This is a genomic window from Streptosporangium amethystogenes subsp. fukuiense (assembly GCF_042665875.1).
Lineage (GTDB): Bacteria > Actinomycetota > Actinomycetes > Streptosporangiales > Streptosporangiaceae > Streptosporangium > Streptosporangium fukuiense.
Genome location: NZ_JBHTEE010000001.1, coordinates 664,650 through 690,377 on the forward strand (window position 1 = coordinate 664,650; position 25,728 = coordinate 690,377).

Below are 25,728 nucleotides of genomic sequence, written 5' to 3' on the forward strand. Positions count from 1 at the left end.
AAAGCATGACCGTCGATGACATCGGAGAGGAGCAGGAGCCGGAACCGGAGCGTTCCCGCTCCGGTATCGCGCGGGTTCTCGCCGTGATCGATGTCATCGGCAGGTCGCCTCAGGCCCAGGGCGTCTCCGTGATCGCGCGGCAGACCGGCCTGCCCAAGGCCGTGACACACCGCATACTGCGGGAGTTGGTGGCCGGCCAGTTCCTGAGCTTCGACGCGGACACGAAGCTCTACCGCCTCGGCCCCGGGGCGTTGAGCATCGGCCTGGCCGCGATGCGCGAACTCGACGTGCCCGCCGTCGCGCACCGGCACCTGGTGGCGCTGGCCGAGCGGGCGGGCGAGACGGCGACGCTCTCGCTCCGTCAGGGCTGGTCGCGGGTCTACGTCGACCAGGTCCTCTCCGACCAGGAGATCCGGATGTCGGTGGCGCTGGGCACCAGCCATCCCCTGCACGCGGGGTCCTCCTCCAAGGCGATCCTCGCGGCGCTGCCCGACGCGGAGGTGGACGACTACGTGGCCCACCACCGCCTCGACAGCGTCACCGACGCCACGATCACCTCGACGACCGCGCTGAGCGAGGAGATCGACCGGATCCGCACCCTCGGCTACGCGGTCAGCTTCGGCGAGCGGCAGTCGGGGGCGACGAGTGTGGCGGCGGCCTTCCGCGGCGCGACCGGGCAGGTCGTCGGATCGGTGTCACTGTGCGGGGCGCAGGACATGTTCGTCCGCGGCCACAGAGAGCTGCTGGGGGAGTGGGTGGCCGCGGCGGCCGCCGACATCTCGGCCGACCTCGGCTTCCGCGCAACAGGCCGGAACAGGGGGGAGACCGGGTGACACCCGTCCGGAAGAACATCGACGAAACCTTTTCCGACCTGGGGGTAAGCATGCACGACGGACCACTGGAGGGCCTGCGGGTCGTCGACGCCTCGACGATTCTGGCCGGACCGCTGTGCGCTCAGATCCTCGGCGACTTCGGTGCCGACGTGGTGAAGATCGAGCATCCGACGGCGGGCGACGGCATGCGCGGCCACGGCGAGTCCAAGGACGGTGTCTCGCTGTGGTGGAAGGAGATCTCCAGAAACAAGCAGACGATCGGGCTCAGCCTGTCCGCGCCCGAGGGGGCCGCGCTCTTCCTGCGGCTGATGGAACGCACCGACGTGCTCATCGAGAACTTCCGGCCGGGCACCCTGGAGCGCTGGGGGCTGGGCCCCGACAGGCTGCACGAGGTCAACCCCGGGCTGGTCGTCGTCAGGATCACCGGCTTCGGGCAGACGGGACCGTACGCGGGGCGGGCCGGGTTCGGCACGCTCGCCGAGGCGATGAGCGGCTTCGCCCACCTGACCGGCGAGGCCGAGGGACCGCCCACGCTGCCCGCCTTCGGGCTGGCCGACAGCATCTGCGGCATCGCGGCCTCGTCGGCGACGATGATGGCGCTGTGGGAGCGCGAGCGTGACCCGGAGAAGCGCGGTCAGGTCGTCGACATGAGCCTGCTGGAGCCCATCATGACGGCCGTCGGCCCCTCGCCGACCGTCTACCAGCAGCTCGGGACCATCGCGCACCGGCACGGCAACCGTTCCACCAACAACGCGCCGCGCAACACCTACCTCACCTCCGACGGCCACTGGGTGGCGGTCTCGACCAGTGCCCAGACGATCGCCGAGCGGGTGATGCGCCTGGTCGGGCACCCCGAGGTGATCGACGAGCCCTGGTTCGCCACCGGCGCGGGCCGGGTCCGGCACGTGGAGCTGCTGGACAGGCTGCTCGGCGACTGGGTCGCCGAGCGCACCCGGGAGGAGGTCGTCGCGGAGTTCACCGCGGCGGGCGCCGCGGTCGCCCCGGTCTACGACGCCCGGGACCTCGTGGAGGATCCCCACGTCCGCGAGACCGGGATGCTCACCTCCGTCGACGACGCCGACCTCGGCTCCGTGCTGATGCACAACGTGATGTGGCGGATGTCGCGGACACCGGGCCGGATCCGGTTCACCGGCCGCGACCTGGGAGCCGACACGGACCATGTGCTCGTCGAGGAACTGGGCTGCGACCCCGCGACCCTGAGCGACCTACGAGAACGAAAGATCATCGCCTGATCCGCGACGGCGCGGTGACGCGCCGATCGGGGGACAGACGGACATCGGGAGAGACGAGACGACGTGAGCACATCCACCACCCTGGCCACCCCACCGGGAGAGACGGTACGCGACCCCCTGCTGGAGGCGGTACGCGGCGGCGTGACCGTGTACGACCTGGGCCGCCCGTTCTACGCGGGCATGCCGCAGTCGCCCAACCACCCCGCGTACACCCACACGCTCCCGCGCCGCCACGGAGACAAGGTGCGCCCCGACGGTGGGTCGGCGGCCAACGACATGCTCGTCATGGGCACCCACGTGGGCACGCACATCGACGCGCTGGCCCATGTGTCCCAGGACGGCCTGCTGCACGGCGGCGCGGACGCGGCGGCGGCCTGTGTCGGGGGTCGCTACCCCGAGCACGGCATCCACACGGTCGCGCCGATGGTGTGCAGGGGCGTGCTGCTCGACCTGCCCGCCGCGCTGGGAGTGGCCTCCTGCGAGCCGGGCTACGAGATCACCCCGGCCGACCTCGACCGGGCCGTACGGGAGCAGGGCACCGAGGTCGAGGCCGGTGACGTCGTGCTGATCCGCAGCGGGTGGGGCGGTCGCTTCTCCGATCCCGACCGCACGGTCTACATCGGTTCCGAGTCCGGCGTCCCAGGGGTGGGGGAGGCGGGGGCGTACTGGCTGGCCGAGCGCGGGGTGCGCGCCGCCGGGGCCGACACCATCGCCTTCGAGTGCCTGGCCCCGGGCCAGGGGCACAGCGTGCTGCCCGCGCACCGGGTGTTGCTGGTGGAGTCCGGCGTCTACATCATCGAGACGATGAACCTGGAGGAGGCGGCCCTGCACGGCGTGCACGAGTTCACCTTCGTGCTGTCGCCGCTGGCGCTCTTCGGCGCCACCGGCTCGCCGGTGCGGCCGCTGGCGATCGTCGGCCGGAGCGCCGAGGCCGCCGGGGAGGCGGATCGCCGTGGCTGAGCCGACGCTCGGCCGTCAACTGGCCGACTTCGCCGTCGACACCTCCTACTCGACGCTGCCCGCCGACGTCGTCGACAGCGTCCGCAAGCGGGTGCTCGACGTGATCGGGCTGTGCGTGGCCGCGCACCGGCTGCCGACCAGCACCGCCATCGTGGAGTACGTCCGCGACCAGGGCGGGCGCCCCCAGGCCCACGTGGTGGGCGGCGGCTCCGCGGTACCCGCACCGCTGGCCGCCCTCGCCAACGGGGTGCTCGCCCACTCCCTCGACTACGACGACACCCACCTGCCCTCGGTACTGCACCCCAGCGCCTCGGTGGTCCCGGCCGCGCTGGCCGCCGCAGAACTGGCCGGGGCGTCCGGCCGCGAGACGATCCACGCCATCGCGGTCGGCCTGGAGGTGTGCGTACGGGTCGGTATGGCGGGCTACGACCGCGAGGCCGGCAACTCGACGTTCTTCGAGCACGGCCAGCACGCCACGTCCATCTGCGGGGCCCTGGGCGGCGCCGTCGCCGCGGCCGTGCTGTTCGGCCTGCCGCGCGAGGGCGTGCTCGACGCGCTCGGCGTCGCCGCCTCCACCGCCTCGGGCATCATCGAGGCCAACCGCACCGGCGGCACCGTCAAGCGGCTGCACTGCGGCTGGGCGGCGCAGTCGGCGGTGACCTCGGCCGAGCTGGTCAGGCGTGGCTTCACCGGGCCGCCGACCGTGCTTGAGGGCAGGTTCGGCTTCTTCCAGGCGTTCCTGCACGGGCGCTACGAGGCGTCGGAGATCACCTCCGGCCTCGGCACCGACTGGGCGGCCCCCGGGATCTTCTTCAAGCCCTACCCCGCCAACCACTTCGTGCACACCGCCGTGGACGCCGCGATCGGGCTGCGCGAGCAGGGGCTCGACCCCTCTCGGGTGGAGAGCCTGACGCTGGGCGTCCCCGCGCCCGTCATCCGGACGATCGGCGAGCCCATCGACGGCAAGCGCACTCCCGAGACCGGCTACCAGGCGCAGTTCAGCGGTCCGTACGCGGTCGCGGCCGGGCTGCTGGGCGGCGGCGGCCTCGGTGTGGGGCTCGCGGACTTCACCGACGAGCTGGCCCGAGACCCGCTCCGCAGGGATCTCATGGCCAAGGTCGAGGTGGTGGCGGACGAGCGCGCCACCGAGATCTTCCCCCACCAGTTCCCCGCGGTGCTGCGCGCCCGCGACGCCGACGGCCGGGAGTGGAGCCAGGAGGTGCTCACCAACAGGGGCGGCCCCCAGCGGCCGCTCTCGGCGGGCGAGCTGGCGGCGAAGTTCCGCGACAACGCCGAAGGGCGGCTGTCGGCCGCCGCCATGGACGCCGTGACCGACCGGGTGGCACGGCTCGACGAGTTGGACGACATCGGAGACCTGCTCCGCCTGGTGGCGGAGCCGCAGCACGCGACAGGAGACGGCCGTGACTGAGTATGACCTGCTGGTGAAGAACGTCCGCGTGGTCTCGCACGACCGCGACGAGCCCGTCGAGGCGGACATCGCCATCAAGGACGGGCGGATCGCCAGGGTGGAGCCCGGCCTGGACGCCTCGGCGGCCCGCGAGGTCGTCGACGGCGCCGGCAAGCTCGCCTTCCCCGGCGTGGTGGACGCCCACCAGCACTGGGGCATCTACAACCCGCTGGGCGAGGACGCCGTCTCGGAGAGCAGGGCGAGCGCCCAGGGCGGTGTCACCACCGCGCTGACCTACATGCGGACCGGCCAGTACTACCTCAACAAGGGCGGCGAGTACGCCGACTTCTTCCCCGAGGTGCTCGACGCCGCCGCCGACCGCGCCTACGTCGACTACGGCTTCCACCTCGCGCCGATGTCGCGCGGTCACATCGGGGAGATCCCCGACCTGATCGAGCGCTTCGGCGTCACCTCGTTCAAGGTCTTCATGTTCTACGGCAGCCACGGCCTGCACGGCCGCTCCGCCGACCAGAACTCCTTCCTGATGATCTCGCCAGGGGAGCGCTACGACTACGCGCACTTCGAGTTCGTGATGCGCGGCGTGCAGGCGGCCAGGGAGCGCTTCCCCGATCTCGCCGACGAGATCTCGCTGTCGCTGCACTGCGAGACCGCCGAGATCATGAGCGCGTACACCAAGATGGTGGAGGACGCCGGAGACCTGAGCGGCCTGGCCGCCTACCACGCCTCCCGGCCGCCGCACTCCGAGGGGCTGGCGGTCTCCATCGCCTCCTACCTGGCCCACGAGACCGGCCTGCCCACCATCAACCTGCTGCACCTGTCGTCCAGGAAGGCGGTGGACGCCGCGGTCCGGATGGCCGGCGCGTTCCCCCACATCGACTTCCGGCGCGAGGTGACCGTCGGCCACCTGCTGGCCGACATCACCACCGCGCACGGCCTCGGCGGCAAGGTCAACCCGCCGCTGCGGCCCCGCGAGGACGTCGAGGCGCTGTGGGAGTACGTGCTGGACGGCACCGTCGACTGGGTGGTCAGCGACCACGCCTGCTGCCGGGACGAGACGAAGTTCGGCGAGCCGCGTGACGACATCTTCGTCGCCAAGTCCGGCTTCGGCGGAGCCGAGTACCTGCTTTCAGGGATGATCACTGAGGGCCGTCGCCGCGGCCTGTCCTACGGGCGGATCGCGGCGCTCACCTCGCGGAACCCGGCGACCCGTTACGGCCTGCGCACCAAGGGCGCCATCGCGGTCGGCCTGGACGCCGACCTGTGCCTTGTCGACCCGGACCGGACCTGGACCGTCCGGGCCGCGGACTCGGAGTCGACCCAGGAGTACACCCCGTTCGAGGGCTTCGAGCTGACCGCCCGGGTCACCGACACCTTCGTCCGCGGCAACCGGGTCCTCGACGGCGGCAAGATCGTCGGTGACCCGGTGGGCCGCTACATCCACCGCCCCACCGGCATCGCCTGACCGGTTCCTGCACGCCGGGCCCCGCTCGAAGAGCGGGGCCCGGTCGCGTTCGTTCGTGGCCACGCCGCTTCGAACGCCCGGTGACCTCTCACAACCGGGAATGCGTCGAAAACGGCAGTGGTCCCGCGAGGCCGCCGAGGAGTTCCGGGAGTGCGGGTTCCGGACGGCACGACGGCGGTGAGGCGTTCGCGCCGGGCGTCCTCGCGGGAGGCCGGCGGTCAGGTCCTCAGAGCGCTCTCGTCATGAACGCGCTGTTCGGGTCGGGTGCGTAGTCCGCGAACGGGTCGCAGTACTCGAACCCGAACTTCTCATACAGCTTCCGAGCGGGCAGGAAGAACTCGGTCGCCCCGGTCTCGAGGCTCAGCCTGGTGAATCCCATGCGCCTGGCCTCGGTGACGATGTGCTCCAGGAGGAGGGAGGCGATTCCGCTCCGCTTGCGCGTCGGCCTGGTACGCATCGACTTGATCTCCGCGTGGCCCGCGTCCAGCCTCTTGATCGCGCCGCAGCCGACCAGGCTGTCACCGTCCATGACCGACCAGAACGTGATCTCGGGCCTGCGCAGGCTCTCCAGGTCGAGGGCGTGCTTGCTCTCCAGCGGAGTGATGGACCGCATCTCCTGGACGTGCTCGTCGAGGAATCCGGCGATCTCCGGACCGGAGAGGTCATCAACTACGATCTTCAATTCCGCGCCCATCCTCTCGTGGGAACAATCGATCTTCCCACCGAACACCGTGAAACCAGAAGGCGGGTGCCGCGGAGAACCGCAGCCGTCCTGAGGGCACGACCCACTCGCGCCGCTGGGCGGCGAGACCTCCTCGATAGCGCCGCGCGGCCCCTTGCCGCCCCGGTCGGGTGAGGGGTGAACGCAACCTGAGCTCCACGGGAAGTCCATCCCAAGTTATTGCAAGTTAGTTGCAAGTGATAGAAGTTCTCTTGTGACAAAACTTCTCCAGAAGTCCGCCACGTTGTGCGTCGTCCTCGCCCTGGCCGGTGCGGCCTGCTCCGCTCCCCAGGGGCCGGCCGACCCGCCGGATGACACGTTCGTCATCGGTCTGAGCTCGGAATTCGACAATTTGAGCCCGGTGCTCGGGTTCTCCCCTGACGGGGGCTCGTTGATCTTCGACGGGTTGATGAGCCGGGCACCCGACCTGACGATCAAGCCCGCGCTCGCCGCTGAGCCGCCCACCGTCTCCGAGGACGGGACGACCGTCACCTTCACCTTGAAAGAGGGGCTGAAGTTCCACGACGGCAAGCCGCTGACCAGCAAGGACGTGGAGTACACCTACGAGGCGCTGCTCGATCCCGGCAACAACTCCACGATCAGGAGCGACTATTCGGCGATCAAGGACGTGGCGGCTCCCGACGCGCGGACCGTGGTGTTCGGCCTCCGCTACCCCTATGCGCCGTTCGTGCAGCGCACCACGCTCGGCATCGTGCCGGCGGGCACGATGGAGAAGACCAGGCCGGTCGGCAGCGGCCCCTACCGGTTCGTCTCCTGGACGCCCGGAGACAAGATCGTGCTGGAGGCGAACAAGGAGTACTGGGGTGGCGCTCCGGCGATCTCCAGGCTGGTGCTCGCCTTCGCACCCGACGACAACGTGCGCGCGACCCGGGTCCGGGCGGGCGAGTTCGACGCCACCGTGCTGCCGCCGAAGGCCGCCGCCGGGCTGCGCGGCAGGCAGGACATGACCGTGTACGACGTGCCGAGCGCCGACTATCGCGCGATCGTGTTCCCGATGACCCGGCCGGTGACCGGCGACCTGGCCGTACGCAGGGCGTTCGGCCTGGCCCTCGACCGGCAGGCGATGGTCGACACGATCCTGGCCGGCGCGGGCGTCCCCGCCTACGGGCCGATCTCGCCCGACACCGGATGGCACAACCCCGAGGTGACCGGCGGCACCGACCCCGAAGCCGCCGGCAGGCTGCTCGACGAGGCGGGCTGGACCATGGGCAGGGACGGCATCAGGGAGAAGGACGGCAAGGACGCCGAGTTCACCCTGATGTATCCGGCGGGCGACTCGCTGCGCAAGGAACTCGCGCTGGCCGCCGCCTCCGACGCCAAGAGGATCGGCCTGCGGGTCGAGCCGATCGGCCTGGACTGGGACGCGATCGAGGCGCGACTGGACAGGGACGCGGCGGTCATGGGGTTCGGCAGCCCGTACGACCCCGACTACGTCAACTACGAGCTGTTCCACTCCGACTTCAAGGGCCAGGGCTTCTTCAACCCGGGCCGCTACGACAACCCCGAGGCCGACAGGCTGCTGGAGCAGGGCAGGGCCGCGGGCGAGCAGGCGGAACGCGAGCGGATCTACGCCGACTTCCAGAAGGTCGTCAGGGACGACGAGGTCTATTCGTACCTGGTCTTCCTCAAGCACGTGTACGTGATCCGCGGCAGGTACGAAGGGATCGTGCCGGGCGTGGACGGCCACGAGCACGCCACCGGCGGCCTGTTCGCCGGCATCCACACCTGGAAGCCGGTCGCGTGAGAGCGATACTCAGGATGGTCGCCTGGCGGACGGCCTTCGCGGTGCCGCTGCTGGTGGCCGTCACGATCGGCATGTTCGCGCTGGCCCAGGCGTCCCCCTTCGACCCGGTCAGGCAGTACCTCGGCGAACGCGCGCTGGTCACCTCTCCGGAGGTGATCGAGTCGATCAGGCGGAACTGGGGCCTGGACCGGCCGTTCCTCGAGCAGTACGCCACCTGGTTCGGCAATCTGGTCAGCGGCGAGCTGGGCGAGTCGCGCTCCTTCCACCGGCCGGTCAGCGAGATCATCGGGGAGCGGCTGGGCTGGACCCTGCTGGCCACCGGCTCGGCGCTGGTGCTGATGTTCGCCGGCAGCCTGGTGGCCGGCACCCTCGCCGCCTGGCGGCGTGGCTCCTGGATGGACCGGGTGATCACCGGCGGCGCGTTCGCCAACGAGGCCGCCCCGGTGTTCTGGCTGGGGCTGCTGGCCATCTGGGTCTTCGCGGTCCAGCTGGACTGGCTGCCGGCGGGGGGCCTGACCGACGCGGCGTCGACCACGACCAGCCCCGCTGACGTGGCCGCGCACCTGGTCCTGCCGGTCACGGTGCTGGCGATCTCCCAGTCCTCGTGGCTGGTGCTCTACGTGCGGGAGTCGGTCATCGGGGTGCTGCGGGAGGACTTCGTGATCGGCGCGCGTGCCCGTGGCCTGCGTGAGCGAACCGTGATCCTGCGGCATGCGCTGAGGTCGGCGCTGCTGCCCTTTCTCACCCTGCTCGGGACCCGGATGCCGGAGCTGGTCACCGGCGCGATCCTGGTCGAAACGATCTTCTCTTGGCCCGGCGTCGCCGCGGCCTCGGTACAGTCGGCGCTGGCCATGGACTTCCCGCTGCTGGCGGCGCTCACGCTGCTGGGTACGGCGGCGGTACTGGTCGGCAATCTGCTCGCCGACATCGCCTACACCGTGGCCGATCCGCGGGTGCGCACGCTGGGGGTGGGCTGAATGCCGGTGAGATTCGCGATCGGCACCCTGGTGCTGCTGGCGCTCGCCGTACTCCTGGTGCCGCCCGTCGTGCAACTCGACCAGAGCCTGGTGGACCTGCGCGCGGCCGGGCAGCCCCCCTCGCTCTCGCACCCCCTCGGCACCGACGAGGTCGGGCGGGACGTGCTGATCCGGTCGATCTACGGCCTGCGGGTCTCCTTCCTCGTGGGCCTGGTGGCCGCGCTGGTCAGCATGGTGATCGGCGGACTCGTGGGCCTGGCGGCGGGCACTCTGGGAGGACTGCCCGACCGTCTTCTCATGCGGGTGGTGGACGGCTTCAACGCCCTGCCGCACCTGCTGTTCGGCATCTTCATCGTCGCGCTGTTCGCGCCGAGCGCCGCCGCCGTGGTGGTCTCCGTGGGTGTGACGCACTGGACCACGGCGGCGCGGATCGTGCGCTCCGAGGTGCTCTCGCTGCGCTCGCGCCCGTTCGTGGAGGCGGCGATCTCCGGAGGCTCGACCAGGACGCGGGTGGTCCGCCGCCATCTCCTGCCGCACCTTCTCCCTCACCTGATGCTGGCGACGGTGCTGATGATGCCCCACGCGATCTGGCACGAGACCGCGCTGAGCTTCCTCGGCCTGGGACTCCCACCGCACCTGGCCTCACTCGGCAACATGATCAACGATGGGCAGCGCTCGCTGCTCACCGGCGACTGGTGGTCGAGCCTGATGCCCGGCCTGTTCATCCTGGCGCCCACGCTGGCGGTGTCGGTGCTGGCCCAGCACTGGCGCGACCGCCACAACCCCCGCTGGAGATCGGAGCTGGAACTGTGACCGGCAGGAGACGGCTACGGGTGCAGGGGCTGAGCGTCAGCTTCCGCATCCCGGGCGCGCGGGTGCAGGCGGTCAGCGAGGCGACCTTCGAGGTGCGACCCGGTAGCTGCCTGGCCCTGGTGGGCGAGTCCGGATGCGGCAAGTCGGTGCTCGCGCACGCGCTGCTCGGCCTGCTGCCGGACAACGCGACCGTCTCCGGCCAGGCATGGCTGGAGTGCGGCGAGAAGCCGGTGGAACTGCTCGGCGCCTCGCAGACCGTACTGGCCAGACGGGTGCGCGGGCGCGAGATCGGGCTCATCCCGCAGAGCCCGGCCACCCACCTCACGCCCGTGCGCACGGCACGGGCGCAACTCCAGGAGGCCGTACGCGAACTCGGCTCGCGTGCCACGGCCGATGACCTGGCGGCGCGGTACGGCCTGCGCCCGCGGGAGCTGGACCGCTACCCGCACGAGCTGTCGGGCGGCATGGCCCAGCGCGTGGCGAACGCGATCGCGCTGGCAGGCGACCCGTGGCTGGTGCTGGCCGACGAGCCGACCAGCGGGCTGGACCGGCCGCTGGTGGACCGGGCGATGGGAACGCTGCGCGAGCTGTGCGACGAGGGACGTGCCGTACTGCTGATCACGCACGACCTGCGCGCCGCCGAACGGGTCGCCGACGACCTCGCGGTGATGTACGCCAGCCGCCTGGTCGAGGTGGGGCCGGTGGCCGAGGTGCTCGGGCGCCCCCGTCATCCGTACACGGCGGGGCTGGTGGCGGCCCAGCCGGATCGGGCGTTCGTCCCCATCCCCGGCCTGCCGCCCGAGCTGACCCGGCTGCCCGAAGGGTGTGCGTTCCGGTCGCGCTGCGGCCACGAGACCGGGCGGTGCGCCGTGCCGCCGCCGATGGACGGCGGCGTGGCCTGCCATCACGCCCTGGAGGACAGGCATGCTTGAGGCGTCCGGAATCACCGTCAGGTACGGCGGGCACACCGCGCTGGACGAGACGTCCCTGACGATCACGCCGGGTAAGGTGACCGGCCTGGCCGGGCCGAGCGGCTGCGGGAAGTCGACGCTGGCCAGGGTCATGGCGCTGATGCTGCGTCCGGTGTCGGGCACGCTCACCGTGGACGGCGCGGTCGTGACGCGCTGGCGGCAGCGCGCGGCCCGCGACCTGCGCACCCGGGTGGCCCTGATCTACCAGCAACCCAGGCTCTCGGTGGATCCGCGCCTCAAACTCGCCGAGGTGATCGGCGAGCCGCTGGCCGCGAACGGCCGGCCGGACGAAGGGCGCGTCACCGAACTGGCCCGGGAGACAGGGCTGACCGGCGAACTGCTCACCCGGTGGCCGCACGAGGTCTCCGACGGGCAGTTGCAGCGGGCCTGCGTGGCCAGGGCACTGACCCTGGAACCCCGCTACCTGCTCTGCGACGAGATGACCACCATGCTGGACGCCTCCACGCAGGCACACCTGGTCGGGGTGGTGAACGCCTACCGGGAGCGTACCGGGGCGGGAGTGCTGGCGATCAGTCACGACCCGGTCCTGCTGGATCGCTGGGCCGACGAGGTCGTCGGTCTCGCCGGACCCGGAGAGCCGTCTCCGTGACGAACACGATCTTGTACGTGGATCGCACCGGCATCCCGGCATCGCAGGAGCGAAACGGGGTGGGAACGGCCCCGTGACCCCCGGCTGTCCGGCCGCCTCGCCGGTGCCGATACTGGAACGATGCTGAGCAGCCAACGCCTGCGGGTGCTTCTGGAGATCTTCAGGACGGGAAGCATCGCGGGAGCCGCCCGAACCCTGCGGCTCTCGCCCTCCGCCGTGTCCCACCAGCTCTCCAAGCTGGAGGAGGAGGCCGGCATGGGCCTGGTCGAGCGGGGCGCGCAGAGCCTGCGGCTGACCGCGGCCGGGCGGCGGCTCGCGACCCGGGCGCAGGAGGTGCTCGACATCATCGAGGCGGCGGAGAAGGATCTGCTGGCGCAGGCCAGGGCCGACGCCGGGCAACTGCGGATCGGTTTCTTCGCCTCCGCGGGATACCGGCTGCTGCCGCTGGCACTGTCGACCTTCACCGCCCGCCACCCCGCCGTGGAACTCGACCTGGTGCTCGGCCAGCCGCACGAGCTCCTGCCCGACCTGGAGCGCGGCGCGCTGGACGTCCTGGTCGTCTTCGAGCACGCGCTCGATCCCTGGAAGCCGCCGGAGGGGGTCGAGGTCATCCACCTGTTCGACGAGCCGCAGCTTCTGGTCGTGCCGCCGGGCCATCCGGCGGGGCAGCGGCAGCGGGTACGGCTCGCCGACCTGGCCGGCGAGCCGTGGATCACCACGTACGGCACCGACACCCCGGTCTCGGTGCTGGAGCGTGCCAGCGCGCTGGAGGGGTTCAACCCGATGATCCGCTGTCGCAGCGACCACTACGAGGTCACCCTCGGACTGGTCAGGGCCGGGCTGGGGGTGGCGCTGGTGCCCAGCCTCGGCGCGCAGGGGGCCTCGGGCATCCAGGTGTGCAGGTTGGACGGGCCCCGCCTCTATCGCAGGATCGGCGCCGCCACCCGTCCGACCAACCCCAATCCGGCGCTGCGCTCCTTCATCGACTACCTGCGCGACGCCTCGGCCCAGATCCGCAACGCCCTGCGCTGACTCCTCGACGACCCGGCCGGACCCGGGATAGGACCCGCGGCGCCGAGCACGGCGGAGCTCCCGCGAGTCGCCGAAGCCGTCGAGTGGAGCGGCACCGGCTTCCAGCGGCGCCGCGGGCGCCCGCGCGGGCGGAGCCGTCGTCGTCGAGGTGCCGGGGGACACGCCGGCATGGCCGGGGCCGGCCGGCGTGTCCCGGGTCAGCGGTCGAGAGGCAGGCCGGCCAGGCGGCCGATGGCCAGGCCGGCCTGGCGGGCACGCCCCACCAGGGTGTGCTCGCCGCCGGCGGGACCGTTGGCCAGCACGGCGTAGCCGATCCGGCCTCCGGCGCCGATCATCACCCCCACGTCGGCCCGCACGCCGACGTCGGTGCCGGTCTTGTTCGCCACCCAGACCGTCCCGGCGGGAACGGAGCCGGGGATCTCCCGCGCCTCCGGCTCGCTCGGCAGCAGGGCGGGAACCAGGCTCCGGTCGGTGTTGCAGGCCATCCAACCAAGCAGGAGCCGGGTCCACTCCCGCCGGCCGTCGAGCCCGGCCGCGAACCGGGCGAGCTCACCCGCCGTACCGACGGCGAAGGTCGGCGGGTGCGAGGCCAGGCGCGGCTCGCGGATCCGGTCGAGGATCCGGGTCCGCGCGAAGCCGAGCGCGGCGGCGCCCTCGGCGACCCGGTCCAGGCCGAGCCGGCGCAGCAGCGCGTTGGTCGCGGTGTTGTCGCTCACCGACGCGGTGAGCATGGCGAGATCCCCGATCGCCCAGCGGCGGCCGGACAGGACGCCGAGGAGACCGGAACCCCCGCAGCGGTCGTCCTCCCGCAGCTCCACGATCTCGGCGGGGTCGAGCTCCCCCTCGGCGATCCCCCGTGCCACCACGGCGAGCAACAGCAGCTTGCCGGCACTGGCGAGGGTCAGCTCGACGTCCTCGTTGACGGAGATCAGCCCCGGCACCGACACGGCCACCCTGGTGATCGCCGCGGTGGCGTCGCTCCCATCCCGCGGGCCGAACCCTGTCATCGCCTCATCCTTCCGTGGTCACCGTCACCGTCGCCGTCGATACCGTCGATCACGTGGCCAGCACCGTCCCCGGCCGGGCGCCGGTCCCGGCGCCGTCGCGGACCACGCTCTCACCGGCGACGATCACCAGGTGGACTCCGGTCGGCGGGACCAGCGGCGCGGCGAAGGTGGCGCCGTCGGCGATCGAGCCGGGATCGAAGACGACCAGGTCGGCGTGGGCGCCGTCACTGATCACGCCGCGCCCCGTCAGCCCGAACCTGGCCGCGGCCATGCCGGTCATCTTGTGCACCGCCGTCTCCAGGCCGAGCAGTCCCAGCTCCCGGGTGTAGTGCCCGAGCACCCGGGGGAACGTCCCCGCCCAGCGCGGGTGGGGGCGGCCGCCGGGCTTGGGTACGCCGTCGGAGCCGATCATCGAGTACGGCGCGGCCAGCACCCGCCGTACATCGTCCTCGACCATGGAGTGGCTGATGATCGTGACCTCGCCCCGCTCGGCGACGAGCAGGGCGGCGGCCACGTCGAGGGGGTCCTGGCCGCGGGCGGCGGCCAGCTCGGCGATCGTGTGCCCCTCCGTCTCGGGGTGGCGTGGCGCGCAGGCGATCGAGATGCGGTCCCAGCCGCCGTTGCCGACGGTGTTCTCCCAGCCGGGGACGCCCTCGGCGATGGCCCGGCGCATCCGGTCGCGCTGGCCCGCGTCGGTCAGCCGCGCCATCAGCGCGGACAGCCCACCGTCCGAGGCCCAGGGCGGGAGCATCGCGCCCAGCGCCGTGCTTCCCGCGGTGTAGGGATAGACGTCGCAGGTCACGTCCATGCCCTCGGCCCGCAGCCCGGCGATTCTGGGCAGGGTGCGCTCGGTGCGTCCCCAGGCGTACTTGCCCGCCGTCTTGTGGTGGGAGATGTGCAGCGGGGCGCCGCTCCTGCGCGCGATCTCGACGGCCTCCTCCAGCGCCTCCTCCACGCGTGACATCTCATCGCGCAGGTGGGTGACGTACGGCTTGCCGTGCCCGGCCGCGACGGCGGCCAGCGCGACGACCTCGTCGGTGCTCGCGTAGGTGCCGGGGGTGTAGATGAGCCCGCTGGAGAGCCCGGCCGCGCCCGCCGAGAGCGCCCGGTCGAGCAGCGCGCACATGGTCTCCAGCTCGCCGGGGGTGGCGGCCCGATCGACGGGACCGATCACTCCGGCGCGGAGCGTGCCGTGCCCGACGAGGGAGGTGAGATGGTTGGCGCGGGGTACGGCCGCGTGCGCGGCGGCGAACTCGGCGAAGCCCTCGTACATCCCGACGTCGCCGCCGAAGTAGACCCGGCTCTCCGCGCGCATCGCGGCCAGCCGTTCCGGCAGGGCGGGAAAGAGGCTGGAGCCGCAGTTGCCGCAGATCTCCGTGGTGACCCCCTGCAGGACGGCGGCCCAGGCCAGGTCGCCGCCCGGTTCCCCGTCGATCAGGGTGACGCCGTCGGAGTGGGTGTGCACGTCGATGAAGCCGGGGGCGACGACGAGGCCGGTCACGTCCTCGGTGTGGCGGGAGCCGGCCGGGGTTCCCGGGGGCAGCAACGTGAGGCGACCGGCGAGGACGCCGACGTCGGCGGGGCGGGCGGCATCGGGCGCCGCCGTACCGTCGACCACCAGGCCGCCCCGGAGCAGCAGGTCGAAGTGGGTCACAGGACCTGCCCGAGGAAGGCGCGGAAGCGTTCGTGGCGCGGGTTGGCGAGCACGTCGCGGGGGTGGCCCTGCTCGACGATCACCCCGCCGTCGATGAAGACCAGGCTGTCGCCGACCTCGCGGGCGAAGTTCATCTCGTGGGTCACGACCATCATCGTCATCCCGCTGGCGGCCAGATCCCGCATGACCGCGAGCACCTCCTGGACCAGCTCGGGGTCGAGCGCGCTGGTCGGCTCGTCGAAGAGCATGAGCTTGGGGTCCATGGCCAGGCTGCGGGCGATCGCCACGCGCTGCTGCTGGCCGCCGGAGAGCTGGGCGGGGTAGTGGTCCGCGCGGTCCGCCAGGCCGACCCGTTCCAGCAGTTGCACTGCCCTGCTCCTGGCGTCCTTCTTGGAGACGCCCTTGACGACCACCGGGCCCTCCATGACGTTCTCCAGCGCCGTGCGGTGCGGGAAGAGGTGGAAGCGCTGGAACACCATGCCGATGTCCTGCCGCTGGCGGCAGAGCCCGGCGGGGCTCAGGTGGTGGAGCCGGTCGCCCTGTTCGGCGTAGCCGATCAGGTCGCCGTCCACCCGGATGCGGCCGGAGTCGATGGTCTCCAGCCGGTTGACGCAGCGCAGCAGTGTCGACTTGCCGGACCCGGACGGGCCGACGACGCAGACCACGCCGCCTACCGGCACGTCCAGGCTGATGCCCTTGAGCACCTCGACGGAGCCGAAGCACTTGCGCACCGAGCGGATGCTCACCATGGGCTCGGCCATCAGACGTTCCCCCTGCTGAACGGCCGCAGGTTGCGGCGGACCCTGACCTGCAGGGCGTGGTGGCCGCGCTCGAACCGCTTCTCGATGAAGTGCTGGCCGACGCTGGCGATGGTGGTGAGCACGATGTACCAGATGGAGGCCACGATGAGCAGCGCGATCACCTCGAAGTTGCCGAGGTAGATGCGCTGGGAGACGGTCAGCAGCTCGGCCCCGGCGATGACCGAGACCATCGAGGTGGTCTTGAGCATCGAGATGAACTGGTTGCCGGTGGGCGGGATGATCACCCGCATCGCCTGGGGGAGCACCACCCGGCGAAGCACCTGCCGGTGCGACATGCCGAGCGCCTCGGCCGCCTCACGCTGGCCGGGGTCCACCGAGCGGATGCCCGCCCGGACGATCTCGGCCATGTAGGCGCCCTCGTTGATCGCCAGACCGAGCAGGGCCGCGGTGAAGGGCGTGATCAGCTCGTTGGCCTGCCACTCGATCAGCTTGGGGCCGTCGAACGGCAGGCCGATGCCGAAGGTGGGGAAGACCAGCCCGATGTTGAACCAGAAGATGAGCTGTACCAGCAGCGGGGTGCCGCGGAAGAACCAGGTGTAGAGCCCGGAGGCGCCCCGCAGCACGGGGCTGCCGGACAGCTGCATCACCGCGGCGAGGACGCCCAGCGCCAGGCCGATCACCATCGACAGCACGGTGAGCTGGATCGTGACCCACAGGCCGCCGAGGACCCTGCCGTCCATCAGGTACGCGGCGATGACGTCCCAGTGCAGGTTCTCGTTGACGATGATCGTGTAGGCCAGCCAGACCAGGACGAGTCCGGCGACCGCCGCCGTGATCCACCGGCCGGGCCGGGGCGGGCGGAGCGCGTCGATCGGCAGGTGCGGATTCTCGGTGTCCGCGGCCGTTCTGGTCATTTCCATGGCTTGGTGTTGACCGTCACCTCGGACACCGCGTTGCTCGCGACGCCGTACTTCTCCAGGATCGCCTGGTAACCGCCGTCGGCGCTCAGTTCCTGCATGGCCTTGGCCACGGCGTCGCGCAGCGCGGTGTTGCGCTTGTCGATCGCGATGCCCCAGGGGCCGGCGTCGTACTGCTCGGGCAGCACTTCGTACTTGCCGGTCTCCTTGGCGTACATCGCCGCGACGGGCGAGTCCACGATGGTGGCGACCGCGCGGCCGGAGTCGATGCTCAGCAGGCCGGTCGGCGCGTCCTCACTCTGCATGATCTGCATCTTCTTGGCGCACTTCTCGTCCTGCCGTTGCCCGATCGCGAGGTTCGAGCTGCCCTTGGCCAGCACGACGGTACGGCCGCACAGGTCCTCAAGGGTCTTGATGCCCTCGGGGTTGCCCTTCTTGACCATGATGGCCCCGCCGGCGTTGAAGTAGTCGATGAAGTCGACGGCCGCGCGGCGCTCCTCGGTGTCGCTCATCGAGGACATCACCACGTCCCAGTTGCCCGCCTGCAGGCCCGGGATCAGGCCGTCGAAGGCGGCGTTGGTCACCTTGGCCTTCAGGCCGAGCTTGGCCGCGATCGCCTCGGCGAGGTCCGGGTCGACGCCGGTGAGCTGCTGGGTGCCCGGCTTGTACATCTCCATCGGCGGGTAGCCCTCCGAGGTCGCCATCCGGAGCTCGCCCTTCTCGCGGACGGCTTCGGGCACCAGTTCCTTGGCGGTCTTGCCGGCCGCCGAGGTGGCGCCCGCGTCGGCGTCGGTTCCCGACGACGAGCGCCCGCAACCGCCGGCGAATGCCGATACCGCCAGCGCGACAGCAATGACCGAATACAGGCGCTTTGTCACGAAATCTCCTAGTTTGCGAAAAGTTGAGTTTATGGTGTCGACGGGAGGTAACGGCCCCAACACACATGAATGCTTGCGAGTCTCAGCATCGAAAACTTCGCCGCTAAGACCGGACAAAAGCCATCAGTCTCTACCTTCGACACCATGACCTTGGTGATGGAGAACGGCTGGCCGCGCACCGCGGCATGGACCGGCGGGGAACTCCGCATCGGCGGGATCGGCGTACGGGAGCTCGCCGCCGAATTCGGCACACCCGCCTACGTCCTCGACGAGGAGGAGTTCCAGGGCCGCTGCGCCGAGTGGCGGGAGGCACTCCCCGACGGGGAGGTGCACTACGGCGGCAAGGCCTTCCTCTGCCCCGAGGTGGTGCGCTGGCTGGAGGCGGCCGGACTCTGCCTCGACGTGTGCACCGGGGGCGAGCTGGCCGTGGCCCTGGCCGGGGGCATGGACCCCGCGCGGGTGGTCTTCCACGGCAACAACAAGTCGGTCGCCGAGCTGCGCCGCGCCGTCACCTGGGGCGTCGGCTGCGTGGTCGTGGACTCCTTCACCGAGATCGAGCGCCTGGCCGCCCTCGCGGACGAGGCGGGGATACGGCAGCGCATGATGATCCGGGTCACCCCCGGGGTGGAGGCGCACACCCACGAGTTCATCGCCACCGGGGGCGACGACTCGAAGTTCGGGTTCTCGCTCGGCGCCGGACTGGCGGCCGAGGCGGTCCGCCGGGTCCTGGCCACCACCTCACTGGAGCTGACCGGGCTGCACTCCCACATCGGCTCGCAGATCACCGATCTGGGCGGCTTCACCCTGGCCGCCCGCCGGATGGCCGACTTCCTGCTGGCCTGCGAGCTTGAGCACGGCGTGACGATCCCCAAGCTCGATCTCGGCGGCGGCCTGGGCATCGTCTACCGGCCCGGCGACCCGGTCCCGCCCCGCCCGGCCGAGGTGGTCGCGGCGCTGCGTGAGGCGGTACCCGCCCAGGTGCGGCTCGCCGTCGAGCCGGGCCGCTCGATCGCCGGACCCACCGCCGTCGCCCTCTACGAGGTGGGCACCGTCAAGGAGATCCCCGGCGTCAACACCTACGTCAGCGTGGACGGCGGGATGAGCGACAACCCGCGCCCCGCCATGTACGGCGCCGCCTACACCGCGCTCCTGGCCTCCCGCTCCTCGGACGCCCCCCCGCGTGAGGTCACCGTGGTCGGCAAGCACTGCGAGAGCGGCGACGTGCTCGTCCGGGACCTTCCGCTGCCCGCCGACGTACGGCCCGGCGACCTGCTGGCGATCCCCGCCTCGGGGGCCTACCAGCGGTCGATGGCGAGCAACTACAACCACGTGACGCGGCCCCCGGTGGTCGCCGTCCGCGACGGGGTCGCCAGGGCGATCGTGCGCCGGGAGACCGAGGAGGACCTGCTCCGCCTCTACCTGCGTTGACGGGTAGGAGAAACGCATCGTCTCGGCGCTCAACGCGCTGAACGTGCCGGGCTGGGATCGTTTCCGGCCCGACTTCCTGCTCACCGACGAGGAGCACTGATCGGCCCGGCGGATGCCCGGGTGAGCGGACACCGTTCTTCGCCCCGAGGTCGAGAACAGGCTCGGGGCGAAGAACCTCCGCTCAGTCGATGATCGCGGTGGCTTCGACCTCGACCAGATGGTCGGGTACGTCCAGTGCCGCGACGCCCAGCAGCGTGGCCGGCGGGACCGGGGTGACCCCCAGCCTCGCGGCCGCCCGAGTGATCCCCTCCAGGAGCAGGGGCATCTTGTCGGAGGTCCAGTCGACGACGTGGACGGTCAGTTTCGCCACGTCGTCGAAGGAACCGCCGACCTCGGCCAGGGCGGTGCCGATGTTGAGATAGCACTGCTCGACCTGGGCGGCGAGGTCGCCTTCGCCGACCGTGACCCCGTCGGCATCCCAGGCGACCTGTCCGGCGATGAAGACCAGCTTCGACCCGGTCGCGATCGACACCTGCCGGTAGGCATCGATCTCCGGCAATCCGCTGGGGTTCACCAGGGTGATGGCCATGCTGCCCGCCTCCTCGTCATGAGAGCCCGTGCGTGGGCTCGCCTCTACCAACCGAGACGCTCTTGGTCTCTTGTGGTTACTCGGGAACTGTAGGAGAGTGGCCGCTGACATGGAAGAACGCACTATTCAGTGACTGGGGAACCTTATGGTGACCAAGCAGTTCAAGGGCTCGCCCAACGAGGCGGACCTGACGCGCGCGGACTCCTTGGCGAGGGAGATCTTCTCGGACGTCGCTAACAAGTGGGCGTTCCTGATCATCGAGTTTCTCGGTGAACGCACCCTGCGCTTCAGCGAGTTGCGGAACGAGGTCGAGGGCATCAGCCACAAGATGCTCACCCAGAACCTGCGCATGCTGGAGCGCAACGGCCTGGTCGAGCGGCGCGTGTACCCCACCGTGCCGCCGCGGGTCGAGTACACCCTCACCGAGCCGGGCCAGGCCCTGCGGGCGACGGTCGACGGAATGTGCGGCTGGACCAGCCGCTACCTCGGTCACATCGAGGCATCCCGCCGCCGCTTCGACGCCTGAGGAGCGGAGCACGGCCACGGGCGGCCTGCACGGTCGGCCCGGAACGGACTCACGGAGAGATCCGCCCCGAGCCGACGTTTTCTCAGGCTATTTCAGTAGTAGAGATAAAGGGCGAAGCGGGAGCCTTCGAGGTCACACCTGTAAGCCTGGACGATGCCGCCGTTGGTGATGGCTGTGAAACCGGTCCTGTTGCAGTCGTTCTTGTACTGGTAGTAGCCCGCGAGGTGCCAGGATGGGGCGGCCTGCGCGGAGGCCGCCGTGGTGGCGGCCGCGGCGGGGCCGGCCATGGCGCCGAAGACAAGTCCACCGGCCACCAGTGCCGCTGTGGCCAGACGACGAGCTCTCATTTTCTTCCTGCCCTTCGTGAAGAAACACGTGCCAACTGAAATACGACTCCCGCGAGAATCGCGTCCCGAACACGTGACGTCCTGCCGGCAGAGTGTGTGATCTTCCTTGGAAGACGCTTGTGAGCCGCTGGGAAGGCTGGTGGGGCCTGTGCTGAGTTCGGATGGGCGAGCGGCCGGCGGTCCCGCGGTCTGCCTCTGGCCTCAGGAATTCAGGTCGCCGGGTCTGGTGCGGGACGAGTGGTGGAGGCCGGTGAGTTCAGGACGTCGTGCAGATCGAGCGCGGCGGGTGGCGGGAGAGGCCCGGCCTGTTCGGCGCGGAAGGCGCTGAGCAGGTAGGCGACGAGCCGTCGGGACGCGGCCAGGGCCGCTTCGGCGGATTCGGTGATGACGCCGCAGTTGGCCTTGAGCAGCAGGGCGAGGTCGTCCTGCGCGAAGTCGGCGCGCAGCCGCCCGGTCGCCTTGGCGCGTCGCGTCAGCTCGGCGAACCCCTGTATGGCGCGGTCGCGTTCCTGCTCGATGTCGACCGCGTCGGGGAACGCCGCGACGAAGGCCGTGCTGAAGCCGCGGTCGACGGCCTGCATGGTGCACACCTTCTCGATGGCCGTGCAGAACCCGCGCCACGGGTCCGGATCGGCCAGCGCGTCGTCGAGGACCGACACGCATGCCTTGAACTGATCGGCGAACACCTCGGTGACCAGCGACTCCTTCGTGGGGAAACGGCGGTAGAGCGTCGCGATCCCCACCTGGGCGTGCCGGGCGATCGCGGCCATCGGCACATCGAGTCCGCGGTCGGCGAACAGTTCGCGGGCGACCTCGACGATGCGGTCGCGGTTCTGCCGCGCGTCGGCGCGCAACCCCGCGGCCGCGTCGGGGACGGTCGGCATACGAGAGGTCTCAGCGCTCATGTCTCTCACTTTAGGCCAAGTGGATGGGGCTCTCCACTTATCGGGTTACGCTGGCCGGCAGGAGACACCCGTCATGATGGAGGTTCTGTGCGATACCGGAGAGCACTTCCGAAGCGAGCGATCGGCCGTTTCAACTCCTGTGTCCTGACATTGCGCTCCTCGCCTCGATGGGGCCGGTTCATCAGCGGACACCTCACGGTCGTCACCTACACGGGACGCCGCTCGGGACGCACCTTCAGCACACCCGTCGCCTTCCGGCGTTCGGCCGACACCGTCACGATCGGCGTTCAGTTTCCCGACGCCAAGGTGTGGTGGCGCAACTTCCTGGACGAGGGGGGCCCGATATCGCTACAGCTGGATGGGAGCGACCACACCGGGCACGCGGTCGCAAGACGTGACGAAGCGGGCCGCGTCACCGTCACCGTCCGGCTGGACGGCTGAGTCCCGTGTCGGCGACCGCGCGGGCCAGGCGCCGGTTGAGTCGAGGTTCTCGACCACGACCGTGCCATAGGTGGCCGCCGGACGGGCGGTGAACCTGTGCGGGCCGTCACACACGGGCGGGCGCCTTCCGATGTTCACGATCGCTCTCCAGCGGACCCGCATTCCGCACCCGGCCGACCGGTTCGGCCACGCAGCTGGATCATCGAGCTCGTCACCGGCCCGTGGCCTCCCACTGATCGACAAGTCGCTCACCAGTCGCGGTCTCTAACTTCTCTCTGATCCCGCGCGCTCGAAGCGGCGCGGCGGGAGCAGATACAGACCTACACGTGACACCGGGAGGAAGAGCGGATGGCTGCGGCGATCACCGCGATGGCGTTCGGGCAGGCCGGATTCCTGGTCGTGGCGCGCGAGGACGGGCGGATCGAGTCCTGGGACCTCGGATCCCCCAGCACGGTGCGTGTGGTGCGCGACGACTCGGACGACCCGGTGCTGGACCTGGTGGCCGACGGCCCGCGAATCCTGGGCGTGTCGGCGCGGCGTGTCATCGCCTGGAATACGGCAATGGAGGTCGAGGCCGACCATGTGCTCGACCATCCCGCGCACTTCGTCACGGTGACACCGCGCGACGTGTGGCTGGCGGGCGACTCGTACGTCGCCCGGCTCGACCGCGAGCTGGGAGAGTCGACATGGACGCCGATCGCCGACGGAGAGACCACCGACTTCGACGTCCATCCCTCGGGGCGGCGCCTCGTGGTGGTCAAGGACCGCCTCCGCGTCCGTGTTCACGACGCCCGCACCGGCGCCGAACTCCACGTCTGGAACCGCGGGGGCAGGGACGGAGTCCGGCAGGTGTCGGTGCGCTTCGCCGACAAGCCCGATCACCTGTGGGAGGCCGACAATCCAAGCTGGCGGCTGCGGCGTGTCTCCGCGAAGAGCGGGCGGCAGACCAAAGACCGAGACCACCGGAAACTGGCCGGCGCATGGGCGGGCCCGCTGGCGTTCAGCCCGGACCGCGGGCATCTGGCGGTCCTGCAGACCGGCTGTGACGTTCAGGTCTGGGACCTGGAGGCCGACGCCGCCGTCTTCTACGTGGAACCGGTGGCCGACCGTTCCCAGGAGAAGGTGCTGGCCTCGCTCAGCCGCGTCCCGGAGTTCGCATCCGCGGGACAGGGGGTCCTCAGGCGGACGGGCAGCCGCCGCCAGCCCGACCGCGACGCGGCGGTGACTGCCCTCGCGGTCGCCGAACGGGGCGCCATGGTGGCCCTCGGCGGACGCGACGGCGTCGTCCACCGCTGCGACACCGTGACCGGAGCGATCGAACGCCTCGGCGAGCCCCGACTCCTGGCACCTCCGCGAGGTGCGGCGATCACCCGCTGGGCCGAAGGCGTCGCGCACGGCGCTCGTGACGGCGAGCACTGGATCGTCCGCGAGGGCACGCTCGCCAGGCTCGACTTCGAGCGGCCGGATCGGATGCGGGGGGTGGCCCTGGAGGACTTCCCCGCTCTCGACAGGTTCGTCAAGCGCCAGGCCACGCTGTTCTTCCGCGGCGACCTCGTCTGGCACACGGCCTGGGACACGCTGCGGGCCTGGGAGGTGGCGACGGGACGGCTCGTGTGGCACGCCCAGACCCCGGGGCCGCCGCAGATCGCGGGCGACACCGCCTACATGGTCGACGGCCACTACCACCCCCGGCCCGGTTTCCCCCTGCTGCGAATCGATCTGAACACCCGGGAGAGGACGGACCCCCAGAACTTCGCGATCGACGAGGCGTCCATCGACCTGAGCATCGCTCCGGTCAACTGGCCGAGGATCTCCGCGATCGGGCCGCACATCGTGCTGGAGACCTACTCCCGCCCGGAACGGGCGTTCCTGATCGATCCCGAGCGGTGCCTCCTGCTCCACGAACTGCCCCGGGACATCGGCCGGGACCCGCACGACGGCCGCCACGTGCTGCACCGGATCCCCGGCGGCTACGCGGTGATCGACCTGGAGAACCCGGCCGCTCCGCCGAGGATCCGTCAGTTCCCCGACCCGATCGGCGCCGTCCACTGGCACCGGGAGATCGGCGCCGACCGCGTCATCGGGTGGGACCGCGACGCGCGGCGCGTCGTCGTCGCCCGCACGAGCGGCGAACTCCTCGACCACTTCGTCGGCCACGGTGAGGAGGTGTCGGCCTTCTTCGTCTCGCCCGACGAGCGCACCCTTCTGTCGGTCGACCACGCGGGCTTCGTCCGCGCATGGCACCTGGACCGGTAGTGCTTCGTCAGGTCGGCGTGTCGTGGGGTTGCCGGGTTCTGTTCGTCGTCCGTCTGGATGGCTGAGTCCCGCGCCGGCGGCGCAGGACCCGCTCATGATCGACCCCTAGTCGAAGTCGCCGTTCCTGATGCCGTCGATGAAGGTGGTCCATGCGGGGGCGGTGAAGAGGAGAGCGGGGCCGGCGGTGTTCTTGCTGTCGCGGACGGCGTGGCGTCCGCCGGACAGCCTGGCGACCTCGACGCATTCGCCGCCGTTGCTCGCCGATCGGGTGGACTTGGTCCACGTCGCCGCTGCCAGTTCCCGGTTCAGGTCCATCGCTTGATCGTCTCCTTGATGAGTTTCAGGGATTCGCGCTGGGACAGTGCTTCGACGCGGATCGTCTCGTACCTCAATGCTAGGACGGCGACCTCGTCGGGTCGATCGGTTACCTGACCCGCACCGGCCGACTCGACATAGGCCGCGTTGAGCATTCCCCGGTGCGCCTGCGCGATGACAAAACCTCCGCTGACGCCGGTCGTCGTGCGGGCCTGGGTCGGGAGGACTTGGATCGCGATGTCAGGACGTTCGCCCGCCTCGGCGAGGTGCTTGAGCTGCGCCGCCATCACGTGGTCCTCGCCGACGGGACGGAACAGGACGCTCTCGTCGATGACCGCCCACAGCATGGGAGGGGTCGGCCGGCTGAGGATGGTCTGGCGGTCCATCCGGGCCGACACGTACTCCTCCAGTTGCTCGGGGGTGATGCGTGGCTCGCCGCGCAGCATGGCCTCGGCGTAGTCACGGGTCTGAAGCAGGCCCGGAACGACGAGAGGTTGCCAGGCCCTCAAGGTCTCGGCCTCCCGCTCGATCTCGATCCAGGGACGGAACCAGTCGGGCAGGTGGCTGCCCACGTGGTTGAGCAGGTCCCACAGATCCGTGAGGGCGGAGCCGAGCTCCAGGACCTCGTCGATCTTCTGGGCCATCTCCCGGGGCGCCTTTCGATGTCCGAGCTCGACCATGCTGACCAGGCTGGTCGACCAGCCGATGAGGTCCGCCAGCTCCTTCTGGCTGAGCCCCGCTTGCTTGCGGTATTTGCGGAGCTCTGCGGCGAAATATTCCTTTGGGGAGACTGTGGGGCTAATGCTCGGGGAGATGGACATTTCCCTTCCTTTCATCAACACACGGCCCTCCACATATATCTGTGTAGTGACCGTGAG

General features: G+C 70.6%; 26 protein-coding genes. 15 read left to right on the forward strand and 11 right to left on the reverse strand.

Annotated features, from left to right (window positions below; genetic code table 11):
• Nucleotides 1-5: 5 nt before the first annotated feature.
• The 5 genes from ACFQVD_RS02885 to ACFQVD_RS02905 all read left to right on the forward strand — a co-directional run bounded on the left by ACFQVD_RS02885 (nucleotide 6) and on the right by ACFQVD_RS02905 (nucleotide 5,937).
• Nucleotides 6-833, forward strand: a complete 828-nt coding sequence (locus ACFQVD_RS02885) for an IclR family transcriptional regulator (protein WP_343963331.1) — start codon at nucleotides 6-8, stop codon at nucleotides 831-833.
• Nucleotides 834-883: 50 nt separating this feature from the next.
• The gene (locus ACFQVD_RS02890) at nucleotides 884-2,086 is read left to right on the forward strand and encodes a CaiB/BaiF CoA transferase family protein (RefSeq protein ID WP_343963332.1); all 1,203 of its coding nucleotides are present in this window, start codon (nucleotides 884-886) and stop codon (nucleotides 2,084-2,086) included.
• A 63-nt stretch (nucleotides 2,087-2,149) separates the two neighbouring features.
• Nucleotides 2,150-3,046 (forward strand): cyclase family protein, encoded by an 897-nt coding sequence (locus ACFQVD_RS02895; protein ID WP_343963333.1) that lies wholly within the window; start codon nucleotides 2,150-2,152, stop codon nucleotides 3,044-3,046.
• Complete coding sequence (locus ACFQVD_RS02900; RefSeq protein WP_343963335.1) at nucleotides 3,039-4,475, forward strand: MmgE/PrpD family protein; 1,437 nt, start codon at nucleotides 3,039-3,041, stop codon at nucleotides 4,473-4,475. The genes ACFQVD_RS02895 and ACFQVD_RS02900 overlap by 8 nt, the downstream gene beginning before the upstream one ends.
• Nucleotides 4,468-5,937 (forward strand): dihydroorotase, encoded by a 1,470-nt coding sequence (locus tag ACFQVD_RS02905; RefSeq protein WP_343963336.1) that lies wholly within the window; start codon nucleotides 4,468-4,470, stop codon nucleotides 5,935-5,937. The genes ACFQVD_RS02900 and ACFQVD_RS02905 overlap by 8 nt, the downstream gene beginning before the upstream one ends.
• 226 nt (nucleotides 5,938-6,163) lie before the next feature.
• Here ACFQVD_RS02905 and ACFQVD_RS02910 read toward each other — a convergent pair whose 3' ends face one another.
• Complete coding sequence (locus ACFQVD_RS02910) at nucleotides 6,164-6,619, reverse strand: GNAT family N-acetyltransferase (protein WP_343963337.1); 456 nt, start codon at nucleotides 6,617-6,619, stop codon at nucleotides 6,164-6,166.
• Between the two features lie 253 nt (nucleotides 6,620-6,872).
• Between ACFQVD_RS02910 and ACFQVD_RS02915 the strand changes: the two genes are divergently transcribed.
• The 6 genes from ACFQVD_RS02915 (at nucleotide 6,873) to ACFQVD_RS02940 (ending at nucleotide 12,826) form a co-directional block, all read left to right on the forward strand.
• Nucleotides 6,873-8,423: an ABC transporter substrate-binding protein gene (locus tag ACFQVD_RS02915; RefSeq protein WP_343963338.1), complete on the forward strand. Its 1,551-nt coding sequence runs from the start codon at nucleotides 6,873-6,875 to the stop codon at nucleotides 8,421-8,423.
• Nucleotides 8,420-9,400 carry an ABC transporter permease gene (locus tag ACFQVD_RS02920; RefSeq protein WP_343963339.1) on the forward strand — a complete coding sequence of 327 codons (981 nt, stop codon included), beginning with the start codon at nucleotides 8,420-8,422 and terminating at the stop codon, nucleotides 9,398-9,400. Before ACFQVD_RS02915 ends, ACFQVD_RS02920 begins: the two co-directional genes overlap by 4 nt.
• The gene (locus ACFQVD_RS02925) at nucleotides 9,401-10,213 is read left to right on the forward strand and encodes an ABC transporter permease (RefSeq protein WP_343963340.1); all 813 of its coding nucleotides are present in this window, start codon (nucleotides 9,401-9,403) and stop codon (nucleotides 10,211-10,213) included.
• Nucleotides 10,210-11,145, forward strand: coding sequence for an ABC transporter ATP-binding protein (locus tag ACFQVD_RS02930; protein ID WP_343963341.1), 936 nt, complete (start codon nucleotides 10,210-10,212; stop codon nucleotides 11,143-11,145). Before ACFQVD_RS02925 ends, ACFQVD_RS02930 begins: the two co-directional genes overlap by 4 nt.
• Complete coding sequence (locus tag ACFQVD_RS02935) at nucleotides 11,138-11,794, forward strand: ABC transporter ATP-binding protein (protein WP_343963342.1); 657 nt, start codon at nucleotides 11,138-11,140, stop codon at nucleotides 11,792-11,794. Before ACFQVD_RS02930 ends, ACFQVD_RS02935 begins: the two co-directional genes overlap by 8 nt.
• Before the next feature lie 120 nt (nucleotides 11,795-11,914).
• Nucleotides 11,915-12,826 (forward strand): LysR family transcriptional regulator, encoded by a 912-nt coding sequence (locus tag ACFQVD_RS02940; protein WP_343963344.1) that lies wholly within the window; start codon nucleotides 11,915-11,917, stop codon nucleotides 12,824-12,826.
• A 197-nt stretch (nucleotides 12,827-13,023) separates the two neighbouring features.
• Here the strand turns inward: ACFQVD_RS02940 and ACFQVD_RS02945 are convergent, their stop codons facing one another.
• The 5 genes from ACFQVD_RS02945 to ACFQVD_RS02965 are packed head-to-tail and all read right to left on the reverse strand — an operon-like array spanning nucleotide 13,024 to nucleotide 18,043.
• The gene (locus tag ACFQVD_RS02945; RefSeq protein WP_343963345.1) at nucleotides 13,024-13,833 is read right to left on the reverse strand and encodes a serine hydrolase; all 810 of its coding nucleotides are present in this window, start codon (nucleotides 13,831-13,833) and stop codon (nucleotides 13,024-13,026) included.
• Between the two features lie 49 nt (nucleotides 13,834-13,882).
• Nucleotides 13,883-15,487, reverse strand: a complete 1,605-nt coding sequence (locus tag ACFQVD_RS02950; RefSeq protein ID WP_343963347.1) for an N-acyl-D-amino-acid deacylase family protein — start codon at nucleotides 15,485-15,487, stop codon at nucleotides 13,883-13,885.
• Nucleotides 15,484-16,248, reverse strand: coding sequence for an amino acid ABC transporter ATP-binding protein (locus ACFQVD_RS02955; RefSeq protein ID WP_343963348.1), 765 nt, complete (start codon nucleotides 16,246-16,248; stop codon nucleotides 15,484-15,486). Before ACFQVD_RS02955 ends, ACFQVD_RS02950 begins: the two co-directional genes overlap by 4 nt.
• Nucleotides 16,248-17,168, reverse strand: a complete 921-nt coding sequence (locus tag ACFQVD_RS02960; protein WP_343963349.1) for an amino acid ABC transporter permease — start codon at nucleotides 17,166-17,168, stop codon at nucleotides 16,248-16,250. Before ACFQVD_RS02960 ends, ACFQVD_RS02955 begins: the two co-directional genes overlap by 1 nt.
• On the reverse strand, nucleotides 17,159-18,043 hold the full coding sequence (locus ACFQVD_RS02965) for an ABC transporter substrate-binding protein (RefSeq protein WP_343963350.1): 885 nt from the start codon (nucleotides 18,041-18,043) through the stop codon (nucleotides 17,159-17,161). Before ACFQVD_RS02965 ends, ACFQVD_RS02960 begins: the two co-directional genes overlap by 10 nt.
• A 144-nt stretch (nucleotides 18,044-18,187) precedes the next feature.
• On the opposite strand from ACFQVD_RS02965, the gene lysA reads away from it, so the two are divergent.
• A complete protein-coding gene (lysA, locus tag ACFQVD_RS02970; protein ID WP_343963351.1) occupies nucleotides 18,188-19,471 on the forward strand; it encodes a diaminopimelate decarboxylase in 1,284 nt (427 codons plus the stop codon).
• Between the two features lie 181 nt (nucleotides 19,472-19,652).
• Here lysA and ACFQVD_RS02975 read toward each other — a convergent pair whose 3' ends face one another.
• Nucleotides 19,653-20,060, reverse strand: coding sequence for a RidA family protein (locus ACFQVD_RS02975; protein ID WP_343963352.1), 408 nt, complete (start codon nucleotides 20,058-20,060; stop codon nucleotides 19,653-19,655).
• A 145-nt stretch (nucleotides 20,061-20,205) separates the two neighbouring features.
• Between ACFQVD_RS02975 and ACFQVD_RS02980 the strand changes: the two genes are divergently transcribed.
• A complete protein-coding gene (locus tag ACFQVD_RS02980) occupies nucleotides 20,206-20,586 on the forward strand; it encodes a winged helix-turn-helix transcriptional regulator (RefSeq protein WP_343963353.1) in 381 nt (126 codons plus the stop codon).
• 92 nt (nucleotides 20,587-20,678) lie between these two features.
• On the opposite strand, the gene ACFQVD_RS02985 is transcribed toward ACFQVD_RS02980, so the two are convergent.
• The gene (locus ACFQVD_RS02985) at nucleotides 20,679-20,933 is read right to left on the reverse strand and encodes a hypothetical protein (protein WP_343963354.1); all 255 of its coding nucleotides are present in this window, start codon (nucleotides 20,931-20,933) and stop codon (nucleotides 20,679-20,681) included.
• Nucleotides 20,934-21,142: 209 nt separating this feature from the next.
• On the reverse strand, nucleotides 21,143-21,838 hold the full coding sequence (locus ACFQVD_RS02990; protein WP_343963355.1) for a TetR/AcrR family transcriptional regulator: 696 nt from the start codon (nucleotides 21,836-21,838) through the stop codon (nucleotides 21,143-21,145).
• An 87-nt stretch (nucleotides 21,839-21,925) separates the two neighbouring features.
• Between ACFQVD_RS02990 and ACFQVD_RS02995 the strand changes: the two genes are divergently transcribed.
• Nucleotides 21,926-22,279 carry a hypothetical protein gene (locus ACFQVD_RS02995; RefSeq protein WP_343963356.1) on the forward strand — a complete coding sequence of 118 codons (354 nt, stop codon included), beginning with the start codon at nucleotides 21,926-21,928 and terminating at the stop codon, nucleotides 22,277-22,279.
• A gap of 348 nt (nucleotides 22,280-22,627) precedes the next feature.
• A complete protein-coding gene (locus ACFQVD_RS03000) occupies nucleotides 22,628-24,535 on the forward strand; it encodes a WD40 repeat domain-containing protein (protein WP_343963358.1) in 1,908 nt (635 codons plus the stop codon).
• Between the two features lie 105 nt (nucleotides 24,536-24,640).
• Here ACFQVD_RS03000 and ACFQVD_RS03005 read toward each other — a convergent pair whose 3' ends face one another.
• Together ACFQVD_RS03005 and ACFQVD_RS03010 are read right to left on the reverse strand one after the other, a co-directional pair.
• On the reverse strand, nucleotides 24,641-24,850 hold the full coding sequence (locus ACFQVD_RS03005) for a DUF397 domain-containing protein (protein ID WP_343963360.1): 210 nt from the start codon (nucleotides 24,848-24,850) through the stop codon (nucleotides 24,641-24,643).
• On the reverse strand, nucleotides 24,841-25,671 hold the full coding sequence (locus tag ACFQVD_RS03010) for a helix-turn-helix domain-containing protein (protein WP_343963363.1): 831 nt from the start codon (nucleotides 25,669-25,671) through the stop codon (nucleotides 24,841-24,843). Before ACFQVD_RS03010 ends, ACFQVD_RS03005 begins: the two co-directional genes overlap by 10 nt.
• Between the last annotated feature and the right edge of the window lie 57 nt (nucleotides 25,672-25,728).

Bases quoted from the DNA above. Each gene is read 5' to 3' on its own strand.
- ACFQVD_RS02885 (WP_343963331.1), top strand. From the start codon at position 6: ATGACCGTCGATGACATCGGAGAGGAGCAGGAGCCGGAACCGGAGCGT.
- ACFQVD_RS02890 (WP_343963332.1), top strand. From the start codon at position 884: ATGCACGACGGACCACTGGAGGGCCTGCGGGTCGTCGACGCCTCGACG.
- ACFQVD_RS02925 (WP_343963340.1), top strand. From the start codon at position 9,401: ATGCCGGTGAGATTCGCGATCGGCACCCTGGTGCTGCTGGCGCTCGCC.
- ACFQVD_RS02935 (WP_343963342.1), top strand. From the start codon at position 11,138: ATGCTTGAGGCGTCCGGAATCACCGTCAGGTACGGCGGGCACACCGCG.
- ACFQVD_RS02940 (WP_343963344.1), top strand. From the start codon at position 11,915: ATGCTGAGCAGCCAACGCCTGCGGGTGCTTCTGGAGATCTTCAGGACG.
- ACFQVD_RS02945 (WP_343963345.1), bottom strand. From the start codon at position 13,833: ATGACAGGGTTCGGCCCGCGGGATGGGAGCGACGCCACCGCGGCGATC.
- ACFQVD_RS02955 (WP_343963348.1), bottom strand. From the start codon at position 16,248: ATGGCCGAGCCCATGGTGAGCATCCGCTCGGTGCGCAAGTGCTTCGGC.
- ACFQVD_RS02960 (WP_343963349.1), bottom strand. From the start codon at position 17,168: ATGGAAATGACCAGAACGGCCGCGGACACCGAGAATCCGCACCTGCCG.
- lysA (WP_343963351.1), top strand. From the start codon at position 18,188: ATGACCTTGGTGATGGAGAACGGCTGGCCGCGCACCGCGGCATGGACC.
- ACFQVD_RS02975 (WP_343963352.1), bottom strand. From the start codon at position 20,060: ATGGCCATCACCCTGGTGAACCCCAGCGGATTGCCGGAGATCGATGCC.
- ACFQVD_RS02980 (WP_343963353.1), top strand. From the start codon at position 20,206: ATGGTGACCAAGCAGTTCAAGGGCTCGCCCAACGAGGCGGACCTGACG.
- ACFQVD_RS02985 (WP_343963354.1), bottom strand. From the start codon at position 20,933: ATGAGAGCTCGTCGTCTGGCCACAGCGGCACTGGTGGCCGGTGGACTT.
- ACFQVD_RS02990 (WP_343963355.1), bottom strand. From the start codon at position 21,838: ATGAGCGCTGAGACCTCTCGTATGCCGACCGTCCCCGACGCGGCCGCG.
- ACFQVD_RS03000 (WP_343963358.1), top strand. From the start codon at position 22,628: ATGGCTGCGGCGATCACCGCGATGGCGTTCGGGCAGGCCGGATTCCTG.
- ACFQVD_RS03005 (WP_343963360.1), bottom strand. From the start codon at position 24,850: ATGGACCTGAACCGGGAACTGGCAGCGGCGACGTGGACCAAGTCCACC.
- ACFQVD_RS03010 (WP_343963363.1), bottom strand. From the start codon at position 25,671: ATGTCCATCTCCCCGAGCATTAGCCCCACAGTCTCCCCAAAGGAATAT.